Source organism: Photobacterium sp. ABD4_091 (assembly GCF_056160145.1).
The window spans coordinates 1,222,203-1,246,053 of the sequence record NZ_JBSWWQ010000001.1 but is presented as its reverse complement, the minus strand read 5'-3'; the positions used below and the strand labels follow the sequence as shown (position 1 = coordinate 1,246,053).

At 53.6% G+C, this 23,851-nt stretch carries 27 protein-coding genes; 11 read left to right on the top strand and 16 right to left on the bottom strand.

Translation table 11 applies throughout. From position 1 onward, the window contains the following. Window positions 1-37: 37 nt before the first annotated feature. Both ACXAGQ_RS05740 and tldD read left to right on the top strand, forming a co-directional pair. Complete coding sequence (locus ACXAGQ_RS05740) at window positions 38-862, top strand: carbon-nitrogen hydrolase family protein (RefSeq protein WP_475252470.1); 825 nt, start codon at window positions 38-40, stop codon at window positions 860-862. 43 nt (window positions 863-905) lie between these two features. Beyond that, window positions 906-2,354 (top strand): metalloprotease TldD, encoded by a 1,449-nt coding sequence (gene tldD, locus ACXAGQ_RS05735; protein WP_475238171.1) that lies wholly within the window; start codon window positions 906-908, stop codon window positions 2,352-2,354. 172 nt (window positions 2,355-2,526) lie between these two features. Here the strand turns inward: tldD and yjgA are convergent, their stop codons facing one another. Further along, window positions 2,527-3,051 (bottom strand): ribosome biogenesis factor YjgA, encoded by a 525-nt coding sequence (yjgA, locus tag ACXAGQ_RS05730; RefSeq protein ID WP_107299995.1) that lies wholly within the window; start codon window positions 3,049-3,051, stop codon window positions 2,527-2,529. Between the two features lie 170 nt (window positions 3,052-3,221). Between yjgA and pmbA the strand changes: the two genes are divergently transcribed. Next, on the top strand, window positions 3,222-4,565 hold the full coding sequence (gene pmbA, locus ACXAGQ_RS05725) for a metalloprotease PmbA (protein WP_475252468.1): 1,344 nt from the start codon (window positions 3,222-3,224) through the stop codon (window positions 4,563-4,565). Between the two features lie 159 nt (window positions 4,566-4,724). On the opposite strand, the gene mgtE is transcribed toward pmbA, so the two are convergent. The 12 genes from mgtE to ACXAGQ_RS05665 all read right to left on the bottom strand — a co-directional run bounded on the left by mgtE (window position 4,725) and on the right by ACXAGQ_RS05665 (window position 14,104). Next, window positions 4,725-6,083, bottom strand: coding sequence for a magnesium transporter (mgtE, locus tag ACXAGQ_RS05720; RefSeq protein WP_475252466.1), 1,359 nt, complete (start codon window positions 6,081-6,083; stop codon window positions 4,725-4,727). Window positions 6,084-6,291: 208 nt separating this feature from the next. Beyond that, on the bottom strand, window positions 6,292-6,567 hold the full coding sequence (locus tag ACXAGQ_RS05715; RefSeq protein WP_475252464.1) for an HPr family phosphocarrier protein: 276 nt from the start codon (window positions 6,565-6,567) through the stop codon (window positions 6,292-6,294). Further along, window positions 6,564-7,415, bottom strand: a complete 852-nt coding sequence (rapZ, locus tag ACXAGQ_RS05710; protein ID WP_475252462.1) for an RNase adapter RapZ — start codon at window positions 7,413-7,415, stop codon at window positions 6,564-6,566. Before rapZ ends, ACXAGQ_RS05715 begins: the two co-directional genes overlap by 4 nt. A 39-nt stretch (window positions 7,416-7,454) precedes the next feature. Then, a complete protein-coding gene (gene ptsN, locus ACXAGQ_RS05705; RefSeq protein ID WP_475252460.1) occupies window positions 7,455-7,904 on the bottom strand; it encodes a PTS IIA-like nitrogen regulatory protein PtsN in 450 nt (149 codons plus the stop codon). A 4-nt stretch (window positions 7,905-7,908) separates the two neighbouring features. Beyond that, on the bottom strand, window positions 7,909-8,196 hold the full coding sequence (hpf, locus tag ACXAGQ_RS05700) for a ribosome hibernation promoting factor (protein WP_475252458.1): 288 nt from the start codon (window positions 8,194-8,196) through the stop codon (window positions 7,909-7,911). A gap of 26 nt (window positions 8,197-8,222) precedes the next feature. Further along, the gene (gene rpoN / locus ACXAGQ_RS05695; RefSeq protein WP_475252456.1) at window positions 8,223-9,713 is read right to left on the bottom strand and encodes an RNA polymerase factor sigma-54; all 1,491 of its coding nucleotides are present in this window, start codon (window positions 9,711-9,713) and stop codon (window positions 8,223-8,225) included. A 108-nt stretch (window positions 9,714-9,821) separates the two neighbouring features. Next, window positions 9,822-10,547, bottom strand: coding sequence for an LPS export ABC transporter ATP-binding protein (gene lptB / locus ACXAGQ_RS05690; RefSeq protein WP_475252454.1), 726 nt, complete (start codon window positions 10,545-10,547; stop codon window positions 9,822-9,824). A 7-nt stretch (window positions 10,548-10,554) separates the two neighbouring features. Then, window positions 10,555-11,058: a lipopolysaccharide transport periplasmic protein LptA gene (gene lptA, locus ACXAGQ_RS05685; protein WP_475252452.1), complete on the bottom strand. Its 504-nt coding sequence runs from the start codon at window positions 11,056-11,058 to the stop codon at window positions 10,555-10,557. Continuing rightward, window positions 11,045-11,602: an LPS export ABC transporter periplasmic protein LptC gene (gene lptC / locus ACXAGQ_RS05680; RefSeq protein ID WP_475252450.1), complete on the bottom strand. Its 558-nt coding sequence runs from the start codon at window positions 11,600-11,602 to the stop codon at window positions 11,045-11,047. Before lptC ends, lptA begins: the two co-directional genes overlap by 14 nt. Then, the gene (gene kdsC, locus ACXAGQ_RS05675; protein WP_475252448.1) at window positions 11,599-12,150 is read right to left on the bottom strand and encodes a 3-deoxy-manno-octulosonate-8-phosphatase KdsC; all 552 of its coding nucleotides are present in this window, start codon (window positions 12,148-12,150) and stop codon (window positions 11,599-11,601) included. The genes lptC and kdsC overlap by 4 nt, the downstream gene beginning before the upstream one ends. Continuing rightward, entirely contained in the window at window positions 12,150-13,121 is a 972-nt protein-coding gene (locus tag ACXAGQ_RS05670; RefSeq protein ID WP_475252446.1) for a KpsF/GutQ family sugar-phosphate isomerase, read from the bottom strand. Before ACXAGQ_RS05670 ends, kdsC begins: the two co-directional genes overlap by 1 nt. A 14-nt stretch (window positions 13,122-13,135) precedes the next feature. After that, entirely contained in the window at window positions 13,136-14,104 is a 969-nt protein-coding gene (locus ACXAGQ_RS05665) for a calcium/sodium antiporter (protein ID WP_475252444.1), read from the bottom strand. A 417-nt stretch (window positions 14,105-14,521) separates the two neighbouring features. Between ACXAGQ_RS05665 and mlaF the strand changes: the two genes are divergently transcribed. From mlaF to murA, 7 genes are read left to right on the top strand one after another with little or no spacing between them, the layout of a single operon-like run. Next, complete coding sequence (gene mlaF / locus ACXAGQ_RS05660) at window positions 14,522-15,346, top strand: phospholipid ABC transporter ATP-binding protein MlaF (protein WP_475252442.1); 825 nt, start codon at window positions 14,522-14,524, stop codon at window positions 15,344-15,346. Further along, window positions 15,343-16,125: a lipid asymmetry maintenance ABC transporter permease subunit MlaE gene (gene mlaE / locus ACXAGQ_RS05655; RefSeq protein ID WP_475252440.1), complete on the top strand. Its 783-nt coding sequence runs from the start codon at window positions 15,343-15,345 to the stop codon at window positions 16,123-16,125. The genes mlaF and mlaE overlap by 4 nt, the downstream gene beginning before the upstream one ends. A 37-nt stretch (window positions 16,126-16,162) precedes the next feature. After that, on the top strand, window positions 16,163-16,639 hold the full coding sequence (mlaD, locus tag ACXAGQ_RS05650; protein WP_475252438.1) for an outer membrane lipid asymmetry maintenance protein MlaD: 477 nt from the start codon (window positions 16,163-16,165) through the stop codon (window positions 16,637-16,639). Between the two features lie 12 nt (window positions 16,640-16,651). Then, window positions 16,652-17,296, top strand: a complete 645-nt coding sequence (gene mlaC, locus ACXAGQ_RS05645; RefSeq protein ID WP_475252436.1) for a phospholipid-binding protein MlaC — start codon at window positions 16,652-16,654, stop codon at window positions 17,294-17,296. Then, window positions 17,289-17,600: an STAS domain-containing protein gene (locus ACXAGQ_RS05640; protein WP_475252434.1), complete on the top strand. Its 312-nt coding sequence runs from the start codon at window positions 17,289-17,291 to the stop codon at window positions 17,598-17,600. The genes mlaC and ACXAGQ_RS05640 overlap by 8 nt, the downstream gene beginning before the upstream one ends. 20 nt (window positions 17,601-17,620) lie before the next feature. Then, window positions 17,621-17,878 (top strand): BolA family iron metabolism protein IbaG, encoded by a 258-nt coding sequence (gene ibaG, locus ACXAGQ_RS05635; RefSeq protein ID WP_475252432.1) that lies wholly within the window; start codon window positions 17,621-17,623, stop codon window positions 17,876-17,878. A 10-nt stretch (window positions 17,879-17,888) separates the two neighbouring features. Continuing rightward, a complete protein-coding gene (gene murA / locus ACXAGQ_RS05630; RefSeq protein WP_475252430.1) occupies window positions 17,889-19,145 on the top strand; it encodes a UDP-N-acetylglucosamine 1-carboxyvinyltransferase in 1,257 nt (418 codons plus the stop codon). Window positions 19,146-19,335: 190 nt separating this feature from the next. On the opposite strand, the gene degS is transcribed toward murA, so the two are convergent. From degS to zapG, 3 genes are all read right to left on the bottom strand, one after another. After that, window positions 19,336-20,403, bottom strand: coding sequence for an outer membrane-stress sensor serine endopeptidase DegS (gene degS, locus ACXAGQ_RS05625; RefSeq protein WP_475252428.1), 1,068 nt, complete (start codon window positions 20,401-20,403; stop codon window positions 19,336-19,338). Between the two features lie 175 nt (window positions 20,404-20,578). Further along, the gene (locus ACXAGQ_RS05620; protein WP_475252426.1) at window positions 20,579-21,946 is read right to left on the bottom strand and encodes a Do family serine endopeptidase; all 1,368 of its coding nucleotides are present in this window, start codon (window positions 21,944-21,946) and stop codon (window positions 20,579-20,581) included. A 110-nt stretch (window positions 21,947-22,056) separates the two neighbouring features. Next, on the bottom strand, window positions 22,057-22,509 hold the full coding sequence (gene zapG, locus ACXAGQ_RS05615) for a Z-ring associated protein ZapG (RefSeq protein ID WP_475252424.1): 453 nt from the start codon (window positions 22,507-22,509) through the stop codon (window positions 22,057-22,059). Between the two features lie 243 nt (window positions 22,510-22,752). On the opposite strand from zapG, the gene zapE reads away from it, so the two are divergent. After that, complete coding sequence (zapE, locus tag ACXAGQ_RS05610) at window positions 22,753-23,850, top strand: cell division protein ZapE (RefSeq protein WP_475252422.1); 1,098 nt, start codon at window positions 22,753-22,755, stop codon at window positions 23,848-23,850. The last annotated feature ends 1 nt before the right edge of the window (window position 23,851 follow it).

Here is a 23,851-nt window from a genome sequence, read left to right as displayed (position 1 = left end):
TTGGTGGCTTGATAGCGGCAGCAAAGGGAGAATGCAGATGGCTAAATTCGGTATTGTACAAATGACTTCGGGGGCGGATCCTGAGATAAACCTCAAGCACCTGAAGATGAAACTCAAGGGCCTGCAGCTACAGGGTGCCAAGCTGGTTGTCACGCCGGAAAATTGCTTGGTATTTGGTTCCCGCGAGGACTACCAGACCCACGCCGAGCCACTGGGCGAAGGCCCGCTGCAGGCGCAAGTGGCCGCTTTGGCCAAGCAACTGGGGATCTGGGTGCTGATAGGCTCTATGCCTATCCGCCAGCATGATGGGGCGATCACCACGACGGCTTTGCTGTTCGATGATCAGGGTTTGCTTCAGGGGCATTACGATAAGCTGCATATGTTCGATGTGGAGATCGACGATGCCCATCACAGCTATCGTGAATCTGACACCTTCCGGGCTGGCCGCGAAACCAAGGTAATCCCTACGCCGTATGGCAATATTGGTTTATCTATCTGTTATGATGTCAGGTTCCCACAACTTTATGCGGCATTGCGTGAGCAGGGAGCTGACATTATTGTCGTACCTGCTGCCTTTACCAAGGTAACCGGTAAGGCGCATTGGGAGCTACTGCTGAGGGCCCGTGCTGTTGAAACCCAGTGTTGGATGGTCGCTGCCGCTCAGTGGGGTGAGCACAATGAACAGCGTGAAACCTGGGGCCATTCAATGATTGTTGACCCGTGGGGTCAGGTCGTTGCTTGCCAGCAACAGGGGACGGGGGTCATGGTGGCCGATATCGACCTTGATTTGTGCAAGGCGATCCGAACAAATATGCCACTTGTTGAGCACGCGCGATTTAGTGTTCAGCATCGTGAAGGCTGACCGGCAGAGGGGCCGGGTGGCAATGAATATAAGAGCAAATTAAATGACGCTGGAAACTGTAGAAAACACAATGCTGGCCCAATCTGGGTTAGGACGTGAAGAGCTTAATCAGGTATTGGGACTGGTGGCGGCACGCAATGTTGATTATGCCGACATCTATTTCCAGTCATGCTGGCATGAGTCTCTGGTGCTTGAAGACAGCATCATTAAAGATGGCTCGTTTAACATTGACCGAGGTGTCGGTGTAAGGGCGGTGTCTGGCGAGAAGACAGGCTTCGCTTACTCTGATCAAATCAACCAGCTTGCCTTGCAGCAATCTGCCAAAGCGGCCCGTGGTATTACCCGTAGCGGTGGTAATGGTCAGGTCAAGGCATTTGCTCCGATAATGGCCAATGGCATCTATGCGCCAGTCAATCCGTTGGACAGCTTCGACAAGCATCAGAAGATTGCTCTGCTGGAAGAAATCGACCGTTACATCCGCACCAAAGAGCCTTTGGTTAAGGAAGTGTCTGTCAGTATCAATGGCGTTTACGAGCAGGTGCTGGTGGCGGCGTTGGACGGCACCTATGCGGCGGATATCCGTCCGTTGGTTCGCCTGTCTATCAGCGTATTGATTGAGAAGGGTGACAAGCGTGAGCACGGTAGTGCTGGCGGTGGTGGTCGTTATGGCTACGAATACTTCCAGACCGAAGAAGCCAACGGCAAATCGGTGGCTCTGAACTATGCCGATGAGGCTATCCGCCAGGCGCTGATCAATATCGATGCCGATGAAGCACCGGCAGGAACCATGCCAGTGGTACTCGGTGCAGGTTGGCCGGGCGTATTGCTGCACGAAGCGGTCGGTCATGGCCTCGAAGGCGATTTCAACCGCAAGGGATCGTCGATGTTCTCGGGTCAGATGGGCCAGCAGGTAACATCAAGCCTATGTACCATTGTCGATGACGGCACCCTGAAAGATCGTCGTGGCTCGCTCAATATTGATGACGAAGGTACTCCGGGCCAGTACAACGTGTTGGTGGAGGGCGGTAAGCTCAAAGGTTATATGCAGGACAAGCTTAATGCTCGCCTGATGGGCGTCGCGCCGACGGGTAACGGCCGCCGTGAGTCTTACGCACACTTGCCGATGCCGCGTATGACCAATACCTACATGCTACCAGGCGAGCACTCGCCGGAAGAGATCATTGCCAGCGTCAAGCAGGGTGTTTACGCGCCGAACTTCGGTGGTGGTCAGGTTGATATTACCTCTGGTAAGTTTGTGTTCTCGGCATCGGAAGCTTACTTGATCGAAAACGGTAAGATCACCCGTCCAATCAAAGGTGCAACCCTAATTGGCAGTGGCATCGAGGCGATGCAGCAGGTGTCGATGGTCGGTAATGACTTGGATATCGACCGTGGGGTCGGTGTCTGTGGTAAGGCGGGGCAGAGTGTTCCTGTCGGCGTTGGTCAGCCAACCCTGAAAGTCGAGTCGATGACAGTCGGCGGTACCCAGTAAAAGAAAAGCCAGCGTCAGCTGGCTTTTTTTATCCGACACTTTGTTATCGCTTTGAGCCAAGACTTGATATCAAAGACGCATAAATACTTCCTTGTAGCTCTAACCCGCCGTCCATGGCGGGTAAGCTTTGAAATCAAGCCTTGCCCCAAGCTTTAAAATGGGGTGTCTGATTTTAGTCTTCCAGATACAGCTCTTTTAGGTACTGGAAGATTTCGCGGTAGGCTTTTGCTGGCTTGTTCTGGGCCTTTTCTTTATTGGCCTGGCGAACTAGCTGGCGTAGGCGCTGGCGGTCTGCATCAGGGTGATCAACCAAGATGGCATTGATCATGCTGTCGCCGTTTTCAATCAACTTTTCACGCTTTTGCTCTAGCTTCTTCAGCTCAGCTGTCGCTTGGTTGTGTTTGTTGTTGATCTTGTCCAGTGCCGCTTGGATAGGCTCAACTTCAACTTGGCGCATCAGCTTACCGATACGCTGTAGTTGGCGACGGCGGGCTTCTTTGTTGAAGCGCTGCGCGTCTTTGACCGCTTCAAGCATCTCTTCATCAAGAGGCACTTTCGCCAAGGCATTAGGCTTGAGGTTAACAAGTTCCTCTCCTAGCTTTTGCAGGGCTTCCATGTCGCGCTTCATCTCGGATTTACTTACCCAGATGATTTCTTCTTCCGGTTCCCATGGGGCTTTTTGGTTTTTACGGCTCATAACTGGCTCATGAATTTTGCATTTGGTTTTTATTTTACCAGTTTAATCGTGATTTGGGGCGCAAAATCCACCTGTGCAGTGTTATCCTAAGAGTAATACCAATTTCATTGGCTTACCTCGTGCGTTGCTATGCAGCGATATAGGTTGGGGCCATTATTGAGATAATAATTATGGACGTGAGAGAACAGGTTGCTCAGCAGCGTGTGGAACTAGAGGCAGCGGTGGCAAAAGCGCTGGAAGTTGCCGGTCAGCAAGCCGATGCAGCAGAAGTGGCCATCAACAAAACCACAGGGATCAGCGTATCGACCCGGATGTGCGAGGTCGAGAATGTTGAGTTTAACAGTGACGGTGCCCTTGGCATCACGGTATACCGTGGCCAGCGTAAAGGTAGCGCTTCGACGTCTGACTTGAGCGAGAAGGCGATTGCCCAAACCGTGGCAGCTGCGCTGGATATTGCTCGTTATACATCGGAGGACCCGTTTGCAGGGCCTGGACCGGCTGAGTTGATGGCCAAGGATATTCCTGATCTGGACCTGTTCCACCCGGATGAGCCAGAGCCTGATCATGCTGCCGAAATTGCTGCCCGAGCTGAGCAGGCCGCACTAGAGTTCGACCCTCGCATCAAGCAGAGTGATGGTGCCAGCTACGACAGCCACTATGGTATTCGTGTGTACGGTAACAGCCACGGTATGCTGGCGAGCTATGCATCCAGCCGTCACAGCACCAGCTGTTGTGTGATTGCCGAAGGCAAGAACGGTGAGATGGAGCGTGACTACAGCTACACCACGGCACGCCGTGCTAATGAGCTATGGACACCTGAGCGAGTTGGTCAGGAAGCGGCTGAACGTACCGCTAGCCGAGTCGACCCGCAGAAACTGTCCACTCGCGAAGCACCGGTGATGTTTGCCGCCGATATTGCGACCGGTATGTTCGGTCATTTGGTGATGGGTATCAGCGGCTCGAACCTGTACCGCAAGTCATCATTCCTGCTTGATAAGCTGGGAGAGCAAATTTTCCCTGAATGGCTGAACATTAGCGAGCGCCCGCATATCCTGCGCGGCATGGCCAGTACGCCGTTTGACAGCGAAGGCTTGGCAACCAAAGATCTGGAGATCATCCAAGACGGTCGCCTGCAGTCTTACCTGATGACCAGCTACGCAGCCCGCAAACTGGGTCGCCAGCCAACCGGCCATGCCGGTGGTATCCACAACTGGTTGGTGAACTCAACTGGCGAGAGCTTCGAGCAGATGCTCAAGAAGATGGATCGCGGCCTGCTAGTGACCGAGCTGATGGGACAGGGTGTTAACATCGTCACTGGCGACTACTCACGCGGTGCAGCCGGTTTCTGGGTGGAAAACGGCGAAATCCAATACCCGGTAAGCGAAATCACCATTGCCGGTAATCTTAAAGATATGATGCAGAACATCGTGGCGATCGGTAGCGATACCGAAACCCGCAGCCAGATCCAAACCGGCTCGATGCTGCTTGAAAGCATGAAGATTGCGGGCGAATAAGCCCTCGGGATCCTAGATTATAGATCCTAGTTCCTAGAAGAGGCTGTTTCTAGGGTCTAGGTTCCAGGAACTCGTTACTAGAGTTACAAAAAAGCGAGAGCATTTCTGCTCTCGCTTTTTTATATGTGCCGTTCGGGCTTGGCGATTTACACAAACTGTTTAGACAAGAAAGAGGGTCGCCAAGCCGAGGAAGACCGACAGGCCGACAATGTCGGTGATGGTGGTCAGGGCCATCCCGCCAGCCAGTGCTGGGTCGATGTTCATCTTCTTGAGCAGGATCGGGATACAGACCCCGGCCACACCCGCAACCAGCAGGTTGGTCAGCATCGCGCCGGCAATGATGGCGCCCAGCAGCAGGTTGCCTTTCCACAGCACGACCACACCGCCGATGATCGCCGCCCACAAGATACCGTTGAGCAGGCCGACACGCGCTTCTTTGCTCAGCAGCCAGCGGGTGTTGGTTTCACCGATATGGCCTACAGCCAAACCCCGGATCACCAATGCCACGGTCTGGTTGCCGGCAACACCACCCATCGAGGGAACAATGGTCATCAGGATGGCAATCGCTGCCATCTGCTCTAGCGTGTCTTCGAACAGGTTGGAGACGGATGCCGCGGCCAGCGCAGCCAGCACGTTGACCCCGAGCCAGATGCTGCGTCGCTTGGCCGATTTGACCACCGGCGCAAAGGTGTCTTCATCGTCATCCATACCGGCCATACTCATCATCGAGTGCTCGGCATCTTCACGGATAATATCAACCACGTCATCGATGGTGATACGGCCGACAAGCTGGTCGTCGGCATCGACAACCGGGGCCGAGAGCCAATTTCGGCGCTCGAACAGGTTGGCCACTTCGCCATCGTCCATATCAACCGGGATCGCCTCGTCGGCATCGTCCATCACATCATGGATTTCGGTATCCGGCTGGGTGGTGATCAGGGTTGCCAGTGACAGGTGGCCGATCAGTTTCTCGTTCTGATCCACCACGTATAAGGCGTCGGTTGCTTCCGGCAGCTCGCCTTTCATTCGCAGGTAACGCAGTACCACATCGGCGGTGACATCACTGCGGATGGTGATGAAGTCGGTGCTCATGATCCCGCCGGCCGTTTCTTCCGGGTAGGCTAGCGCTTTCTCGACCCGGTGCCGGTCGGTGGCATCCATCTGGGCCAGCACTTCCTGATATTTGCTATCAGGTAGGCTACGCAGCACGTAGGCAACATCATCGGTTTCCATGCCTTCGGTAACCGCCGCCAGTTTGTCTGGCGCCATCTGGGCAACAATGCCGTCCTTGACGTCTTCTGACAGCTCGTCGAGGATTTCGCCCTGTTCTTCGGGATCGGTCAGTTGCCACAGAACCTGGCGTTCTTTGGGGGGGGAGGCCTCCAGCAGGTGGGCGATATCTTCCGGCTCCATATCCTGGAGCATACGGCGGACATGGACAAACATGCCGTTTTCTAGCGCCTGGTTGACTTCTTGCAGCGTTTGGTGAGTTTGATCTTGATCGATGACATCGGCCATTGTATGCAGTACCCCAAATGACTCGGATGTGAAATACCCCAGTGTATCCTGAATGCAAAGGGTGGATGACTGGACGGTATAACAGCGCAATAAATTGAATTTTAACGCAATCGTTAGGGTGTTGTCTCACCAGATGTGAGAGGAATTGATGAATTATTGAAGAATTGCCTGCCCAGAGGAAGATGGGCAGGGAATGTGTTGCCGCGGGCTAGCTTTCTTCGTCGAAGCCGGCTTCGATCAGGGTACTGACGGCATTGATTGCTTGCTCGGCATCGCCGCCCTCGGCACACACCAAGACTTGCTGGCCCTGGGCCGACTCAAGCATCAGCAGCCCCATCACACTGTCGGCCGTCGCGCTTTTCTCGCCATTGCTAATGGTGATACAGGACTCAAAGCTCTGTGCCAGCTCGACCAGCTTGATCGCGGCCCGGGCGTGCAGGCCCAGGCGGTTCTTGATAAACAGCTCGCGCGAAAACACGGTCATGACTTGGCTTCCAGCGTACGGTGTCTCACCTGGACCTGGTGACCTTCATAGCGGAAGTATTCGGCCAGCTGCTGGGTGATGTAAACCGAGCGGTGTTGGCCGCCGGTGCAACCGATCGCGACGGTGAGGTAGCTGCGGTTGTTCTTTTCCAGCATTGGCAGCCAGGTTTCGATGAAGTTGCGCACCTGGTAGATCAGCTGGCTCACTTCCGCATGGCCTGACAGGTAGTCTTTGACTTCCTGGTCTAGCCCGGTCAGTGGCTTGAGCTCGGGGATCCAGTGTGGGTTCGGCAGGAAACGGACATCAAACACATAGTCAGCATCGTTCGGCAGGCCGTGCTTGAAGCCGAATGACTCGAACACCATGATCAGCTCGCGTGACTCGCGGCCGAGTACCCGGGAGCGGACGGTTTCGCTCAGGTCATGAATTGACTTGGTCGTCGTGTCGATGACGAGATCAGCCCGCGCCTTGAGGCTCGAAAGCTGGGTACTTTCCGACTGTATGGCCTGCTCCAAGGTCATGCCATGGCGGGAGAGCGGGTGCAGGCGACGGGTTTCGCTATAGCGCTTGACCAGGGTTTTGTCATCGGCATCGAGGTAAATCACATTGACATCGACATCATCACCGAGGGTATCAAGGGTATGGCTGATTTCCTCGGGATCCTCCGGCATATTGCGCACATCAATACTGACGGCGATATTTTGCTGGTTGCCTTGCTGGGTCTCGATGAATTGAGGCAGCAGGTTAACCGGAAGGTTATCAACACAGTAGTAGCCCAGATCTTCCAATACCCGCAGGGCAATGGATTTACCTGAGCCCGAGCGTCCGCTTACGACCATTAACATCATGGTTGGCAGTCCTTAACATTCATCGATGGTGTAGGGTCATTATGAATCACAGGTGAGTATTTGATAAAGCTCTTCGTCACTTTTTGCGGTGCGGAGCTGCTTACAAACCTGCTTGTTGCTGAGCTTTTCAGCCATGCTGGATAGGGTTTTGAGGTGCAGTTGGCATTGCTCATCGGGAACCAGCAAAGCAAACAGCAGATCGACAGGCTGGTTGTCGATAGCATCGAACTGGATCGGATCCTGGCACTGGATAAGCACAGCGATGGCTTGGTCACTGCTGCTGATCCGGCCATGCGGGATCGCAATACCGTTACCAATACCGGTACTGCCCATCTTCTCGCGGCTGAGCATACACTCGAACAGCGGCTGGGGATTCTGGTCTAGGTGCTTGGCAGCGACTTCGCTGATGATTTCCAAGGCGCGTTTTTTACTGGAGCAAGGGACTGCACTTTTGGTGCAGTCCAGGCTCAATACATTACTCAGTTGCATGATATCAGTGGCTGTTGAGCTTATCTTTGTGTTTGTTAAGTTGACGAACCAGTTTATCAGTTAATGCATCAATAGCGGCATACATATTTTCAGAATCCGCTTTTGCGTGGATTTCTCCAGCGTTAATGTGCAAGGTCGCTTCGGCGACCTGCTGCAATTTTTCCACGTTCAAGATGACATGGACATTATTGATTTTATCGAAAAACCGCTCTAGCTTGGTGAACTTCGTCTCCACGTACTCACGCATGGATGGGGTGATTTCAACATGGTGGCCAGTGAGATTGATTTGCATAGACATCTTCCTTCTTTTGGCGTCTGTTAGAGCAGACGTTTTCGCTGATTGGACGGCGGAATGCCCAGCGATTCACGGTATTTGGCAATGGTCCGTCTTGCTACCATGATCCCTTGTTCCGCCAGTAATGTCGCTATCTTGCTGTCACTAAGCGGTTTGGCCTGGTTTTCGGCGGCAACCAGCTTTTTCACCAAGGCCCGGATAGCGGTGGATGAACACTCGCCACCGTTGTCGGTGCTGACGTGACTGGAAAAGAAGTATTTCAATTCAAAAATCCCGCGCGGTGTGTGCATGTATTTCTGCGTCGTAACACGGGATATGGTGGATTCATGCATATCGACCGCCAGCGCGATATCGTTGAGTACCATTGGCTTCATGGCTTCCTCGCCATATTCGAAGAAGTCCTGTTGGTGCTCGACAATACAGCGGGCGACTTTCAATAAGGTTTCGTTGCGGCTTTCTAGGCTCTTGATCAGCCATTTCGCATCTTGCAAATGGGTGCGGATGAACTGGCTGTCCGCCGAGTTACGGGTATTTTTGCTCAGGGCGGCGTATTGCTGGTTCACCTTGATACGCGGCACGCTATCAGGGTTGATAGTGACCACCCACTTGCCATGGTCTTTGAATACCGATACATCCGGCACCACATACTCGGTGTCGGAAGCGACCACGCGGTTGCCCGGGCGTGGGTCAAGGCCGTGGATAAGCTGCATTACCTGCTTGAGCTCTGGCTCTTTGAGCTTGGTGTCGCGCATCAGCTGACGGTAATCGCGGTTGGCGAGCAGGTCGATGTAGTCAGTTAGCAGTATCCGGGCTTCGGCGAGCCAGGGGGTATCTGGCTGGAAGGTGGCCAGCTGCAGCATCAGGCATTCCTGCAGGTTGCGCGAGGCAACACCGAGCGGGTCAAATTGCTGCACTCGTTTGAGCACGGCTTCCACTTCGTCGAGCTCGACATCGTCGTCGCCCATGCTTTCAAGGATATCTTCGGCAGAGCAGGTCAGGTAGCCTTTCTCGTCGATGGCATCAATGATCGCCGTGGCAATGGTGCGGTCAGTTTCGCTAAATGGCGTAAGCTCGACCTGCCACATCAGGTAGTCTTGCAGGCTTTCGGTCGTTTCGCCCTGGTAAACCGGCATATCGTCATCAAGGGCGATACCGGTATTGCCGGTACTGGCGCTGTAGACATCGTCCCAAGTCGTATCGACAGGGAGGTCTTCCGGCATTTCCTGTTGTTCAATGGCATCGGACGTATCGAAGGTTTCGGTATCGGCAACGTCGGACAAGCCGTCGTCATTGTTGCTGTCGCTAGCCTCGGCCGTTGCGGAACTGCTGTCGTCTTCGCCGTTGGTGGCTTCAGGGGTTCCTTCTTCCAGCTCGAGTAACGGGTTTGCATCCAATGCTTCCTGGATTTCCTGTTGCAAATCCAAGGTAGAAAGCTGCAGCAAGCGGATAGCCTGCTGGAGCTGCGGCGTCATTGCCAATTGTTGACCAAGTTTAAGCTGGAGCGAGGTTTTCATATTATTGTATGTACCTTATTCTTATCGCTGGTTCTTGCTGCCTAATACCCAAAAGGTGAACGAATCCTCTGCTGCCACTCCGACGCCCATGACGCCTCTATAAATTAACTATAGACGGAACTGGTCACCCAGATAGACTCGTTTTACATGTTCATCATTAAGCACTTCTGATGGCGTACCATGGGCAATCAGCTGCCCCTGGCTAACAATGTAAGCTTGCTCGCAGACATCCAGTGTTTCCCTAACATTATGATCGGTGATCAGTACGCCAAGCCCACGATCGCGCAAATGTTCAATGATTTTCTTGATGTCGATCACAGATATAGGGTCAACGCCGGCAAAAGGTTCATCCAGCAGGATGAATTTCGGGTTGGCTGCCAGTGCCCGGGCAATTTCTACCCGTCGGCGTTCCCCCCCAGATAGTGCCATACCCAAGCTGTTACGAATGTGCTGTATGTTGAATTCATCCAACAATTCTTCCAGTTTTTCCTGTCGTTCCCGCTTGGAAAGCTCCTTGCGGGTTTGCAGCACTGCCATCAGGTTATCGTGGACTGACAGCTTGCGGAAAATCGAGGCTTCCTGCGGCAGGTAGCCGATACCCATCCGCGAGCGGTTGTGCATTGGCTGCAGGCTGATGTCGGTATCGTCGATGGTGATGGTGCCTTCGTCGCGGGCGACAAGGCCGACAATCATATAAAAAGACGTGGTTTTACCTGCACCATTAGGACCAAGTAAGCCGACAATCTTGCCTGACTCTACTTCTAGGCTGACATCAGAAACCACTTTGCGGCCGCTGTAGCTCTTGGCCAGGTGTTGTGCTTTTAAGGTTGCCATAACGTGGTTACTTCTTGTCGTTGTTCAGCTGGTTTGGCTGCAGGATGGTCGTTACACGCTGTTTCTTGCCGCTTTCGGCGACCAGTTTTTGCTGGTCGATGCGGTAACTGATCACATTGCCTTTAATCTCACTACCTTCCTGGATCAGGATCGCTTCCTCGGTCATCTTGAGGAATTCGGTTGCGGTCTCGTAGCGCATTTTCTTGGCTGAGCCGTCTATTGGTTTGCCGTCATCCATGATCTGGTGGAATGTCGCCGGGTTGCCGTAGGCATCAATGGTTTCCTTGCCTTCCTGGCCCCCTGGGCGGGTGACAACGACTTTGTCGGCACGGATATCGATACTGCCTTGGCGCAGGATGACATTGCCGGTGAAGGTGACGACATTCTTCTGAATATCTAACTCTTGGTTGTCTGAGTCGATATAGATAGGCTGCTCGGTGTCATTACTCAGTGCCCAGCTGGCCGTGCTCAGGCACAGGCAGAGCAGGGTAGTTAATTTATAGCGCTTCATATCTACCTTTTACATTATTCAATAAGGTGGCGATGTTACGGTCCATGTTGCCTTTCATGCCTGTTCCTTCATTCTGGAAGGCATCACCGGTAATAATGACATGATCCGGTGTGTCGAAGTCCTTGCTGATCAAGTCCAGCCGCAGGGTATCGGTTTGGATGACACGAACAGCAGAGTCCGGTAACAAGTTGAATATACGGACATTGCCTGTCATTTGCAGGATGTGTTCTTTGTCCAGCCGTGCCTCGTTGGAGCTGATCCGCCATTCGGTTTCTTTGCCGTCTTTGTAGACCCACAGTACCGGCTCGACAAAATCGGTATTGCCGCTTTGGCTGAAATGCTCGAGGTGGTCGGCATCTATCTGGTAGCTGCGCAGTCCAGATTCATTGTAGGACGTATTGACCACAGCCTTTCCGGTAAAAATCGGTTTTTCTGCATCCGGGGAAACCTGGACATCGTCGGCCCAGTGTTTCTCCAGCAGGTAGTAGCCGGTCCACGCACAGATAACAATCAGCAGTGCATAGAGTAGCCGTTGTAGGGTCATATACTTAAGCCTTTATGTTTGTCTAATTCTCCCCGGGCTTCCAGGATCAGATCACAGACTTCGCGCACGGCACCGAAGCCCCCCTGGATACGGGTGACAAAATCGGCACGCTGGGCTAGCAGAGGGTGGCCGTCGGCCACACAGACGGACAGCCCGATCTTTTCCATCACTGGCCAGTCAATCAGGTCATCGCCGATGTAGGCGGTGTGCTCTGGAGAGATACCCAAGTTAGCCATGATATCTTCATAGGCGGCCAGCTTGTTGTCCTGACCTTGGTAGACATGCTTGATACCCAAGGCGGACATGCGGTTCTCGACAATCGCTGACTTGCGGCCGGTGATAATGGCCACTTCAACACCGGCACCCATCAGGGATTTGATGCCATAGCCGTCACGGGTATGGAAGGTTTTCAGCTCCTCGCCGTCGTTACCCATGTAGATACGGCCGTCGGAAAACACACCGTCGACATCACAGATCAGTAGCTGGATGGTGCGAGCACGGGAATAAACAGCCTGGCTCACGGGCCCGTACAGGGTTTCGATTTGCATTACATTACTCCCGCTTTCAATAGGTCATGCATGTTTAGTGCCCCAACAAGCTTGCTGTTGTCGGTAACCAGCAGGCCGCTGATCTTGCGGTCTTCCAGCATCTTGAGCCCTTCGGCTGCCAGTACGTCGGCGCTGATAGTCGCCGGGTTGCGGGTCATCACCTCGCCGATGGTCGTAGTATGGATATCGACATGGTTGTCTAGCAAGCGGCGCAGGTCGCCATCGGTAAAGATACCAAGCAGTTGCTGTTCTTTATCAATGATAGCTGTCATTCCCAAGCCTTTGCGAGAGACTTCCATTAGCGCATCTTTGATCAGGGCTTGCTCTGTGACAGCCGGCAGGCGCTCGCCGGTGTGCATGATATCGCTGATTCGCAGCAGTAATTTTCGACCCAGTGCGCCGCCGGGATGCGACAGGGCAAAGTCATCGGCGGTAAAGCCACGCGCTTCCATCAGGGCAATCGCCAGCGCGTCTCCCATTGCCAGCGTCGCCGTGGTGCTGGAGGTCGGTGCCAGGTTTAGCGGGCAGGCTTCCTTGTTCACGGTGATCTGCAAATGGATCTGGGACAGTTTGGCCATGCTTGACTCGGGCTTGCCGGTCATGCTGATCAGCGGGATGCCCAAGCGTTTGATCACCGGAAGCAGGGTCAGGATTTCAGAAGCTTCTCCGGAATTGGAAATGGCAAGTACCACATCGCCTTTTTCGATCATTCCCAAGTCACCATGGCTGGCTTCGCCAGGGTGAACGAAAAACGCAGGGGTACCGGTGCTGGCGAGCGTCGCCGCCATTTTATTGCCGATATGGCCTGATTTTCCCATTCCCATGACAATGACCTTGCCATCGCATTGGCTGATCAGCTGGCAAGCTTGTGTGAAGCTGCCATTGATGTAATGGGTCAGGCCTTTGAGAGCTTCTGCTTCAATTTCAATAACTTTGCGGCCAATTTCGCAATAATCAAACGCTGTAGACATAATATTCCTCTCGGTTAGGCCGCTAGATTATAAAACAGATAACCTTGATAGGCGATAAAGGTCGCCAATAGGATGAAACCTTCTACGCGGTTGATTCGGCGGCGTTTTCCAAGTGCCATCAGTACCAGCAAAATAGAGACACCCAACATTACATAATAGTCACGGCCCATGGCTAGCGGGCTCAGGGTCGATGGGTTCAGTAGGCCCGGGATCCCCATCACGGCCAGGATGTTGAATACATTGGAGCCGATAATGTTACCCACTGCCATGTCATCTTCGCCCTTGAACAGGCTGGCTACTGAAGCGGCCAGTTCAGGCAAGCTGGTGCCAATGGCGATGATCGTCAGGCCGATAACCAGGTCGCTCATGCCGAAATACTTAGCGATGGTGACGGCAGAGTCAACCAGCATGCTGGCCGCATAAGGGAGTAGAACCAAGCCGATGAGTGTCCACATGATGGCTTTCGGGTTGCTGACACCGTCAGGGATGTCTGACTCCTGCTCGTCAACCAGCGGGTCACCGCCGGTTGCCTTGGCGTTGCGGCTGATTTTTAGCATCGCCAGCAAGAAAATCACGAACAGTACGACCAGCAGGACACCTTCGAAGAAGCCGAGGTGGCTGTCCCATAGCAATACGCCGGCAACCAGGGTTACCCCCATCATCAGCGGCAGTTCGCGGCGGATGATTCCCGAGCTGATAGACAGCGGCTTGATAAGTGCAGTGATACCCAGGATAAGCGCAATATTGGCAATGTTGGAGCCCAGCACATTTCCGACGGCTGTGTCTGTTTTGCCATCAAGGGCTGCGGTGGCCGATACCATCATTTCAGGAGCAGAAGAGCCCATGGCAAGGATGGTCATACCAATGACAAGTGGCGTGACACCAAGATTTTTCGCAAGCGCTGCAGCGCCGTAAACAAGTCGATCTGCGCTCCATACCAGTAAGGTCAGGCCGATACAGAGAAACACGATGGCTTCGAGCATTGTTATCCCTTTTGTAATAGTGTGCTGGATTGAATCACGACTGCATGCCGGGAGGGGCAGTGATCCAATTGGGGTGATAAATGTAAGAGACTAATTTTGACGGTTCGGCCATGAAAAAGAAAGCAAAAGGGATGAGAAATTCATGAATAGTGTAGGATTTCTATCCCCCTTGATACGGGTAGCTGGCGGGCGGGGCGGATCCGACCCAAACAGGCCCGGAGATTAGGGCTGTGGGAAGTATCAATGGCAGTTTGCACCGAGAAATCACAGACTTCTTACAGTTCATCTCTTGAGTTGGTTGCATAATCTACCTATCATCAAAGACATAAAGATAACTAATTAATTCTATTCATATAATGTCGCTTGTTATGGTTACAGGACGGCATTTTGACAGGCAGGATAGCCTAAAAGGTAACTATGGAGCAGACAGAAGCGCAGGTTTCCATCCGGCAAATGACCTTCTCCCGTGGCGATCGCAAAATATTCGACGATGTTTCGCTGGATGTGCCGAAAGGCAAAGTCACGGCGATTATGGGGCCTTCGGGGATCGGCAAGACCACCTTATTGCGCCTGATGGGAGGGCAGATCGTGCCGGATAGCGGTGAGATTTGGTTCGAAGGCTGGAATATCCCAGCCTTGGGGCGCAGCGAACTGTACCGGGCACGCAAAAAAATGAGCATGCTGTTCCAGTCAGGGGCGTTGTTCACCGACATGACCGTATTTGACAATGTGGCATTCCCGCTCCGCGAGCATACCGATCTGCCGGAAGACTTGCTGCGCACTTTGGTGCTGCTCAAGCTGGAGGCGGTGGGTTTGCGCGGGGCAGCCCAGCTGATGCCGAGTGAACTGTCGGGCGGTATGGCTCGGCGGGCAGCCCTAGCCCGGGCAATCGCCCTGGACCCGGATCTGATCATGTATGACGAGCCTTTCGTCGGCCAGGATCCGATCACCATGGGGGTGCTGGTCAAATTGATCCGCGATCTCAACCAGGCGCTGGGCACCACCTCGGTGATTGTTTCCCATGATGTGCCGGAAGTGATGAGTATTGCAGACTACGTCTACATCCTCTCCGGCAGCCAGATCATCGGCCAGGGGACGCCGCAGCAGCTGCTGGAAAACGCTGATCCCCGTATCCGCCAATTTATCGATGGCGATGCCGACGGGCCTGTTCCTTTCCGCTACCCTGCCCAGTCGATGGAGCAGGATTTGTTTGCAATTGACGGCAAGGAGCAGCAAGCATGATCTCTGATTTTGTTTCCCGTCAGGGCCAGCGGGCAATGGATATGTGCCAGACCATGGGGCGGGCTACCATGGTGCTCTATGGGGCGCTGGTCAGCCGGCCTCAGCCTGGCAGAATGTTCCCGCTACTACTGCGCCAACTGTACTCGGTGGGTGTCTTGTCGGTGGCGATTATCCTGGTTTCCGGCTTGTTCATCGGCATGGTGCTGAGCTTGCAGGGCTACATCGTACTGGTGGACTTCGGCGCCGAAACCAGCCTTGGGCAAATGGTCGCCTTGTCCCTGCTGCGTGAACTGGGACCGGTGGTGACTGCCTTGCTGTTCGCTGGCCGGGCTGGCTCGGCGTTGACGGCTGAAATAGGCTTGATGAAAACCACCGAGCAACTGTCGAGCATGGAGATGATGGCGGTTGACCCGCTGCGCCAGGTCATAGCTCCGCGCTTCTGGGCTGGGGTGATTTCAATGCCGTTGCTGGCGATGTTGTTCTGCGCCGTCGGGATCTGGGGCGGGCAACTGGTAGGCGTCGACTGGAAAGGGATTGATCACGGCAGCTTCTGGTCGGTGATGCAATCTTCGGTCGACCTTGGTTATGACATTGGCAACAGCATTATCAAGTCAGTGGTGTTTGCAATCACAGTCACATGGATTGCGGTGTTTAACGGGTATGACTCGGTACCGACTTCCGAAGGGATCAGCCGGGCAACGACCCGTACCGTGGTGAATTCGTCTTTGGCAGTCTTAGGCTTGGATTTTGTCCTTACTGCCTTGATGTTTGGCAACTGACACAGCCGCAATGCGGTAATACAACAGGAATTAACTGATGCAGCAAACGAAAAAACTAGAATTATGGGTAGGCAGCTTTGTATTGGCTGGCCTTGCTGCCCTGCTGGTCTTGATCTTCAAGGTTGCCGATGTCCAGAACTTGGGTGGTTCGGAGACTTACACCCTCGAGGCTCATTTTGACAATATCGGCGGTTTGAAAGTGCGCTCGCCGATCAAGGTGGGTGGGGTAACGGTGGGCAAAGTATCCAGTATCACGCTGGATACCGACACCTATGTGCCGGTGGTGACCTTGGCGATAGAGAAAAAATTCGGCTACTTTCCAGAAACCAGTTCCGCCGCCATTTTGACGTCGGGTCTGCTGGGTGAGCAGTACCTTGGCATTTCACCGGGCTTTGTTGATGAGGACATCGATATGCTGGGCGAGGGGGATTTGATTGAAGACACCCGTTCGGCACTTGTTTTGGAAGATATGATTGGCCAGGTGCTGTATAGCATCGGCGGAGACAGTAACTAAGAGAGCTGTATTATGAAATGGTTTCGCTATGTACTAATGATGTTCGTCTGCCTGCCGCTGGTTGCACAGGCTGCGGTAATCGATAAGACCAACCCTTACACCATGATGGATCAGGTATCGCAGAAGACCTTTGCCCGCCTGAAGTCGGAGCAGAGCTTGATTCAGCAGAACCCTGAGCGTCTGCGTACCGTGGTGCGACAAGAGCTGCTGCCTTATATCAATACCCGCTATGCAGCTTACAAGGTATTAGGCCCGCAGCTGAAGAAAACCACGGCGCAGCAGCGCAATGATTTTGTGGCGGCGTTTACTGACTACCTAGTGGCCTCCTATGCTCAGGTGCTGACCCAGTACACCGACCAGGACATCGAAATCGAATCACCTAAGTCGATCCCGGCCAACCGCAGTGTGGTGTCGGTCCGGGTTGATATTGTTGATACCAAGCGCCCGCCGATCCGCCTTGATTTCAAGCTGCGCAAGAACAAGAAAACCGGTGAGTGGCAGGGCTTCGATATGGTCGCCGAAGGGGTCAGCATGATCTCTACTAAACAGAGCGAGTGGAGTGGCCAGCTGCGTAGCCAGGGAGTGGATGCGGTGACCCAGGATCTGAAGCAACTGGCGGCCAAGCCAATCCGCCGTGAGTCTGAAAACAATGACTAAGCAAAAGATTGGGTGGCAAGCGCAGGAAAATGGTCTTTACTGCTTGTCAGGGGCATTGGAACGTGACACAGTTCCAGCTTTTTGGCAGCAACGCCATGAATGGATGCCGCAGGATAGCAAAGTGCAGTTGGATCTTGCTGCGGTCGGGCGGATCGACTCCGCCGGTATGGTGATGCTACTGCATTTATATCAACAGCTGGATCAAAATGGATCTGAGCTGAAAATATTGAACGTGCCGGAGCAGCTCGTCACGCTGCTACGCCTAAGTCACGTCGAATCAATGTTAGCTGCTTGCATCGAGTGAGCCGCGAAAGAGGATAGCTTGTGGAAATCTCTGAAATTAAAGAAATTCTAGAAAATGCTCTGGAGCTTGACGAAGTGATCGTCAAGAGCGAAGGCAGCCACTACGAAGTGATTGCTGTTGGCGCCATGTTCGACGGTATGAGCCGAGTTAAAAAGCAGCAGGCAATTTACGCCCCGCTGATGGGACAGATTGCAGCGAATGAAATCCATGCGCTGAGCATCAAAACTTTCACGCCTGACGAGTGGGCGCGTGATAAAAAATTGATGTCCCTGTCTTAAGAGGTTAGTGATGCAGAAGTTTCGAATCCAGGGCGGTGGCCCATTGTGTGGCGAAGTCTCCATTTCTGGTGCTAAGAATGCAGCATTGCCTATTTTGTTTGCCGCCTTGCTGGCCGAAGAGCCGGTAGAAGTCGCAAACGTTCCAAAACTACGTGACATCGACACCACCATGGAGCTACTTGGCCGCTTGGGTGCCAAGGTATCCCGCAATGGTTCAGTGCATGTTGATGCCGGTCCGGTCAACGAGTTCTGTGCGCCGTATGATTTGGTGAAAACCATGCGCGCATCAATCTGGGCACTTGGCCCACTGGTAGCCCGCTTTGGCCAGGGTCAGGTATCCCTGCCTGGTGGCTGTGCTATCGGCGCGCGCCCAGTTGATTTGCACATCCACGGCCTTGAGCAGCTGGGGGCAACAATCACCCTGGAAGAAGGTTATGTCAAAGCCTCTGTTGATGGCCGCCTGAAAGGTGCTCACATCGTGATGGACAAGGTCAGCGTCGGTGCGACCGTGACTATCATGTCTGCGGCAACGCTGGCGGAAGGCAAAACCGTGATTGAGAATGCGGCTCGCGAGCCTGAAATCGTCGATACGGCTGATTTCCTGAATACGTTGGGTGCGAAAATCACCGGTGCAGGTACTGACACCATCACTATCGAAGGTGTTGAGCGCTTGGGCGGCGGTTACCATGAGGTGGTTGCAGACCGCATCGAAACCGGGACTTTTCTGGTTGCTGCTGCAGTGTCTGGCGGCAAGATCATGTGTCGCAATACCCGCCCGTCATTGATGGAAGCGGCGTTGGCCAAGCTGGAAGAAGCGGGCGCCAAAGTTGAAACCGGTGATGACTGGATCAGCCTCGACATGACTGATCGTGAGCTGAAGGCGGTCAATATCCGCACGGCTCCTCACCCGGGCTTCCCGACAGACATGCAGGCGCAGTTCTCGCTGCTGAACCTGATTGCCAAGGGCACGGGTATTATCACCGAGACGATCTTTGAAAACCGCTTTATGCATATCCCTGAGCTGATCCGTATGGGGGCTCATGCAGAAATCGAAGGCAACACAGTGATTTGTGGTGATACCGAAGGCCTGAGCGGTGCCCAGGTAATGGCAACGGACTTGCGTGCGTCTGCCAGCCTGGTGATTGCGGGTAGCATTGCCAAGGGCGAGACGATTGTGGACCGTATTTACCACATCGACCGTGGCTACGAGCACATCGAAGACAAGTTTAGCGCCCTAGGCATGAACATTGAGCGCTTCAGCGAATAAAAGCGGTTCTGCTTCAGAGCAATAAAAAACCAGCCATATGGCTGGTTTTTTATTGCTCTGAATCGGGTTCCTAGATCCTTGTTCCTAGAAAGAGCCAAAGCATTTTTCGAGACATAGCGAGCTTGCAAGATTGCTCTAGGTTCTAGGTTCTAGGTTCTAGGTTCTAGGTTCTCGTTCCCAGTACCTGACTCTAATACCCATTCGGCTCATCGCCGATCTGCACGTTCAGCACGGTCGGCTCGCCGTTGCGCAGCACCTTCATGTCGACTTCGGTACCCGGGCGAAGCTCGGTTACGATATCCAGTACATTGCGGCGGTCAGTGACCCGCTTGCCGTCTATCTCGATTAGGATATCCTGGACCTTGAAACCAGCCTTGGCAGCAGGCCCGTTGGGATCCATTGCCATGACGATGATCCCGCTGATCTGCTCGGCATCGTAAAGCCGTGCCATAACCGGGTTGATATCTCGCGCTTCAAGGCCGATATAGCCCCGGATCACCCGCCCGTCGGCGATCAGCTTATTCATGATTTTCTGGGTCAGCTCATAGGGAATGGCAAATGAGATGCCGTAGGTTTCAATATCGGTGGCCTGCTGGAAGGAAGCTGTATTGATGCCGACCAGTTCGCCGCGGGTGTTGACCAGCGCACCCCCGGAGTTCCCCTCGTTGATCGCTGCATCGGTCTGCAAGAAGTCCTGGCGGCCGAAGAAACTCATGCCGGAGCGCCCGGTGGCAGAGATTATTCCATAAGTCGTTGTTTGTCCAAGGTTGTATGGGTTGCCGATAGCAAGCACTACGTCCCCGACCGCTGGGCGGTAGTCGGGGCTAGTCGGGATCACCGGGAGGTTCTCAGCCTGTATTTTCAGTACCGCTAAGTCAGTACGCTGATCTTTACCGATGAGCTGGGCGGTAAGAATGCGCCCGTCTTGCAATGCCACGATGACTTGATCGGCTTCAGCGACAACGTGGTAATTAGTCACGATGTAGCCTTTATCACTCATGATCACCCCGGAGCCAAGGCCCTGGGTGCTGAGCTGGAGGCGGTCTTCGGCATTGTAGCGCCGGTTATAGATATTCACCACCGCAGGGGAGGCCCGGCGTACCGCATAGTTGAAAGACACTTGGGTCTGGTTTACTTCAACCGGGGCTAATACCTGGGGTGTATCGAGCATTTGGGTGCGGAGATCAGGGAAGATCAGCAGCAGGGCGATGGCCGTAACGACACCAAGCAAAATGGATCTAGCCAAAAAAGCCAGCATGTTCGCTCCCTTGAATGAATAAACTACTGATAATAGTCGAAGAGGGTATCATTACCTTAGACAAGATACCAAATATTGGCTGTGTATTTTATTGAATAAAGTAATGAAAGTGCAGCGCTGGCTGGAAGGGGGCTTATGCAGCAGGCAGCCGGGCACCCGGCTGCCTGTTGGGTGGTTAGCGGATGATGAGGTAAAGGATGTTGTTATCTCGTTTTACCTCAAGAGCCAGTACGTTTGGCTTCTTGTCGAGGGCTTTCCTTAATTCACCCAGGTTGCGAATTGGCTGGCGGTTGACACCCAGGATAATGTCACCCTGACGCAAGCCGTAACGGGCGGCTTCGGAGTTCTCTTGCAGGCTGGTGACCTTGACGCCTTTGGCGTCGTCACTTGAGGTGGTGTTGGCAAACTCAGCGCCGGCTAGCCCCTCATGCAGGCTGTCTGCCTTGACTTTGTTGACCGAGGCCTCCTGCAATTTGGCGGTGACGTCCATGGCTTTGCCGTCACGGACAATACCCAGTGACACATCTTTGCCAGCCCCGAGGGTGGCAATCTTGGCCCTTAGCTCACCGAAGGTGCGAATCTGCTTGCCGTTGACCGAGACGATGATATCGCCAGCTTTCAAGCCTGCTTTCTCGGCTGCTGAGTCAGGCATGACTTGGTTGATAAAGGCACCATGGTTGGTTTCGTAGCCGAAGGCTTCGGCCAGCTCAGAGGTGAGCTCACCGCCCTGAACGCCAAGGATACCGCGCTTGACCTCGCCGAACTCAATGATCTGCTCGGTCAGGTTTTTCACCATATTGACCGGGATCGCAAAACCAATCCCGACGTTGCCGCCGTTGGGGCCAAGGATGGCAGTGTTGATCCCGACTAGCTCGCCATTGAGGTTGACCAGGGCGCCGCCTGAGTTACCACTGTTGATGGCCGCATCGGTCTGGATGAAGTTTTCGAAATTCTCGATATTCAGGCCGCTGCGGCCTAGGGCGGAGATGATCCCTGAGGTGACGGTCTGGCCAAGGCCAAACGGGTTGCCAATGGCCACCGCGAAATCACCGACACGCAATTTATCGGAGTCGGCCAGTTTGATCTCAGTGAGGTCGTCGATATCGTTTAGTTTGAGCAGGGCGATATCCGACATTTCGTCGCTGCCTATCAACTCTGCGGTCACTTCGCGGCCATCATGCAGTTGAACCATGATTTTATCCGCCCCACCGATTACGTGATGGTTGGTGACGATATAGCCCTTGTCGGCATCGACAATTACCCCTGAGCCCAAGCCGCGGAACGGGCGCTCGCGCATTTGTTCTTCAGGGAAGTCGGGGCCGAAAAAGAAGCGGAATGTTTCTGGTAAGCGCTGTCTGGATACTTGTTTTCCTTCAACGGCAATGCTGACGACAGCTGGGGTCACTTGCTCTAGCATCGGGGCTAGGCTGGGCACCTGCTGATTGTTGACTGACTGGGGAAGGGCGGCGGTCGCCGTCACAGGGGTAATAACTGAGCTGATGCCGATGGTTAGGGCACTTAAAACAAGTAATGTTTTTTTCATTATTACTAAACTCCGGTTTTCAAGTCCAATCGCAGGCATACACCCTAGTGTATTGATATGCCTGCTTAATCTCAGACTTGAAAACCGATGTTTAGTTCCTAAGAATTTTATTAGCTTGCTTTAGACTCTTCGGCTTCAGGCTTTTTCGGCTCTTCGGCAACCACTTCTGGTTTTTGGTCTTTCAGCAGGCCCGTTGCGCCATTGGCGTAATCGCGAGGCTGCTCGTCTTGGTTTTCTTTAACCTCTTTTACCGCTTCCAGTGTGCTGATACGGCGGGCAAACGGATTGTCCTGCTCTGGTAAGTTTGGCATCAGCTCGGTAGAGGTTTTCGCCATGTGCTCGTACAGTTTGCTGTAATCCTTGGCGATATTATCAAGTAGGTCTGAGCTCTGGGCGAAGTGATCGACCAGCTCCTGGCGGAATTGCTCTAGTTCGTATTTTGACTTATCCAGCTCTTTTTTCAGTTCTTTTTGCTGTTTCAAGCCTTTGTTGCTCAGCCTCGTGGCAAAGGCACCGACAATGGCACCGGCAATGAAAATCAGCAGCGCATAAATCCAAGCCATGAAAAACTCCTTTTGCTCTTCTCTTATATAGGGACAGGGGGGATAACGTACCATGGGCAGGCAAGCCTGCAGGGGGATTGTGTACGTACATCATCATACCTGTTGTATAACATCGAGATTTAATTGGTGCTGAATAGCACGTCAACTTCATCTGCTCATCAACTTGTCTAGATACTATACATGTACATGGGGCAGCATGGTACTATCTCGAATACGGAGAATGACTGTTTGGGCTTTGCAAGGATGACCCCACAACAAAAATACCAACAAGATCTTAAGCGTAGCGATTTCGTTGCCGACCCGGCCCAGGCAATGGCCGTTGGTCACCTTGATGATTTGTACCATCGCCTCCAAGCGCCGAAGCCGGAGGCCACCCGAAGCTGGGTTGACCGCCTGATGCGCCGCCCGGCCGAGCCGGTAGTACCGGTAAAAGGGCTGTATTTCTGGGGCGGTGTGGGGCGGGGCAAGACCTACCTGGTCGATACGTTCTTTGATTGCCTGCCAACAGAGCGCAAGATGCGGGTCCACTTCCACCGCTTCATGCATCGGGTGCACCAAGAAATGAAGCAGCTCGAGCAACAAGCCGATCCGCTGGAGGTGGTGGCCGATCGCTTTGCGACTGAAACCGACGTAATCTGCTTCGATGAGTTCTTTGTCTCGGATATCACCGATGCGATGATCCTCGGTACCCTGTTCGAAGCCTTGTTCCGCCGTGGGATCACGCTGGTGGCGACCTCGAATATCCCGCCTGATGAGCTGTACCGCAACGGCCTGCAGCGCGCACGCTTCCTGCCGGCCATCGAGCTTATCAAGGCCTATTGCGAGGTGGTGAATGTCGACTCGGGGGTGGATTACCGCCTGCGAACCCTCGAACAGGCTGAAATCTACCATTACCCGCTCGACGGGCAGGCCGAGCAAAACATGCTGCACTACTTTCAGCATCTGGCAGCCGGCCAGCACCGTACCGGCGGCACGATTGAGATAAACAACCGTGATTTGCCGATACGTCAGGAAGGCGAGGGGGTGATCCATTTCGACTTTGCCACATTGTGCCAAAGTGCCCGTAGCCAGGGTGACTATATGGAGCTGTCGCAGATCTACCATACCGTGTTGATGTCTGGCGTTACCCAGATGCAGGAAGATGACAGTGATTCCGCCCGTCGCTTTATTGCCCTTGTCGACGAGTTCTATGAGCGCAATGTAAAATTGATCATCTCCGCCGAAGTCGAGCTGGCGCAACTTTACCAGGGCGAAAGATTGGCTTTCGAGTTCAAGCGTTGCTGCTCAAGGCTTATCGAGATGCAGAGCCATGACTACTTGGCCAGCCCGCACATCCCATAAT

Excerpts from the sequence above, each read along its gene's own strand:
- mlaD (WP_475252438.1), top strand. The coding sequence starts at position 16,163 with ATGCAGCAAACGAAAAAACTAGAATTATGGGTAGGCAGCTTTGTATTG.
- yjgA (WP_107299995.1), bottom strand. The coding sequence starts at position 3,051 with ATGAGCCGTAAAAACCAAAAAGCCCCATGGGAACCGGAAGAAGAAATC.
- ACXAGQ_RS05665 (WP_475252444.1), bottom strand. The coding sequence starts at position 14,104 with ATGCTCGAAGCCATCGTGTTTCTCTGTATCGGCCTGACCTTACTGGTA.
- murA (WP_475252430.1), top strand. The coding sequence starts at position 17,889 with ATGCAGAAGTTTCGAATCCAGGGCGGTGGCCCATTGTGTGGCGAAGTC.
- degS (WP_475252428.1), bottom strand. The coding sequence starts at position 20,403 with ATGCTGGCTTTTTTGGCTAGATCCATTTTGCTTGGTGTCGTTACGGCC.
- mlaE (WP_475252440.1), top strand. The coding sequence starts at position 15,343 with ATGATCTCTGATTTTGTTTCCCGTCAGGGCCAGCGGGCAATGGATATG.
- pmbA (WP_475252468.1), top strand. The coding sequence starts at position 3,222 with ATGGACGTGAGAGAACAGGTTGCTCAGCAGCGTGTGGAACTAGAGGCA.
- ACXAGQ_RS05740 (WP_475252470.1), top strand. The coding sequence starts at position 38 with ATGGCTAAATTCGGTATTGTACAAATGACTTCGGGGGCGGATCCTGAG.
- mlaF (WP_475252442.1), top strand. The coding sequence starts at position 14,522 with ATGGAGCAGACAGAAGCGCAGGTTTCCATCCGGCAAATGACCTTCTCC.
- kdsC (WP_475252448.1), bottom strand. The coding sequence starts at position 12,150 with ATGCAAATCGAAACCCTGTACGGGCCCGTGAGCCAGGCTGTTTATTCC.
- ACXAGQ_RS05715 (WP_475252464.1), bottom strand. The coding sequence starts at position 6,567 with ATGACCGTGTTTTCGCGCGAGCTGTTTATCAAGAACCGCCTGGGCCTG.
- mlaC (WP_475252436.1), top strand. The coding sequence starts at position 16,652 with ATGAAATGGTTTCGCTATGTACTAATGATGTTCGTCTGCCTGCCGCTG.
- ptsN (WP_475252460.1), bottom strand. The coding sequence starts at position 7,904 with ATGCAACTGAGTAATGTATTGAGCCTGGACTGCACCAAAAGTGCAGTC.
- ACXAGQ_RS05670 (WP_475252446.1), bottom strand. The coding sequence starts at position 13,121 with ATGTCTACAGCGTTTGATTATTGCGAAATTGGCCGCAAAGTTATTGAA.
- zapG (WP_475252424.1), bottom strand. The coding sequence starts at position 22,509 with ATGGCTTGGATTTATGCGCTGCTGATTTTCATTGCCGGTGCCATTGTC.
- zapE (WP_475252422.1), top strand. The coding sequence starts at position 22,753 with ATGACCCCACAACAAAAATACCAACAAGATCTTAAGCGTAGCGATTTC.
- lptC (WP_475252450.1), bottom strand. The coding sequence starts at position 11,602 with ATGACCCTACAACGGCTACTCTATGCACTGCTGATTGTTATCTGTGCG.
- tldD (WP_475238171.1), top strand. The coding sequence starts at position 906 with ATGACGCTGGAAACTGTAGAAAACACAATGCTGGCCCAATCTGGGTTA.
- lptB (WP_475252454.1), bottom strand. The coding sequence starts at position 10,547 with ATGGCAACCTTAAAAGCACAACACCTGGCCAAGAGCTACAGCGGCCGC.
- mgtE (WP_475252466.1), bottom strand. The coding sequence starts at position 6,083 with ATGGCCGATGTCATCGATCAAGATCAAACTCACCAAACGCTGCAAGAA.
- rpoN (WP_475252456.1), bottom strand. The coding sequence starts at position 9,713 with ATGAAAACCTCGCTCCAGCTTAAACTTGGTCAACAATTGGCAATGACG.
- rapZ (WP_475252462.1), bottom strand. The coding sequence starts at position 7,415 with ATGATGTTAATGGTCGTAAGCGGACGCTCGGGCTCAGGTAAATCCATT.
- ACXAGQ_RS05640 (WP_475252434.1), top strand. The coding sequence starts at position 17,289 with ATGACTAAGCAAAAGATTGGGTGGCAAGCGCAGGAAAATGGTCTTTAC.
- ACXAGQ_RS05620 (WP_475252426.1), bottom strand. The coding sequence starts at position 21,946 with ATGAAAAAAACATTACTTGTTTTAAGTGCCCTAACCATCGGCATCAGC.
- hpf (WP_475252458.1), bottom strand. The coding sequence starts at position 8,196 with ATGCAAATCAATCTCACTGGCCACCATGTTGAAATCACCCCATCCATG.
- lptA (WP_475252452.1), bottom strand. The coding sequence starts at position 11,058 with ATGAAGCGCTATAAATTAACTACCCTGCTCTGCCTGTGCCTGAGCACG.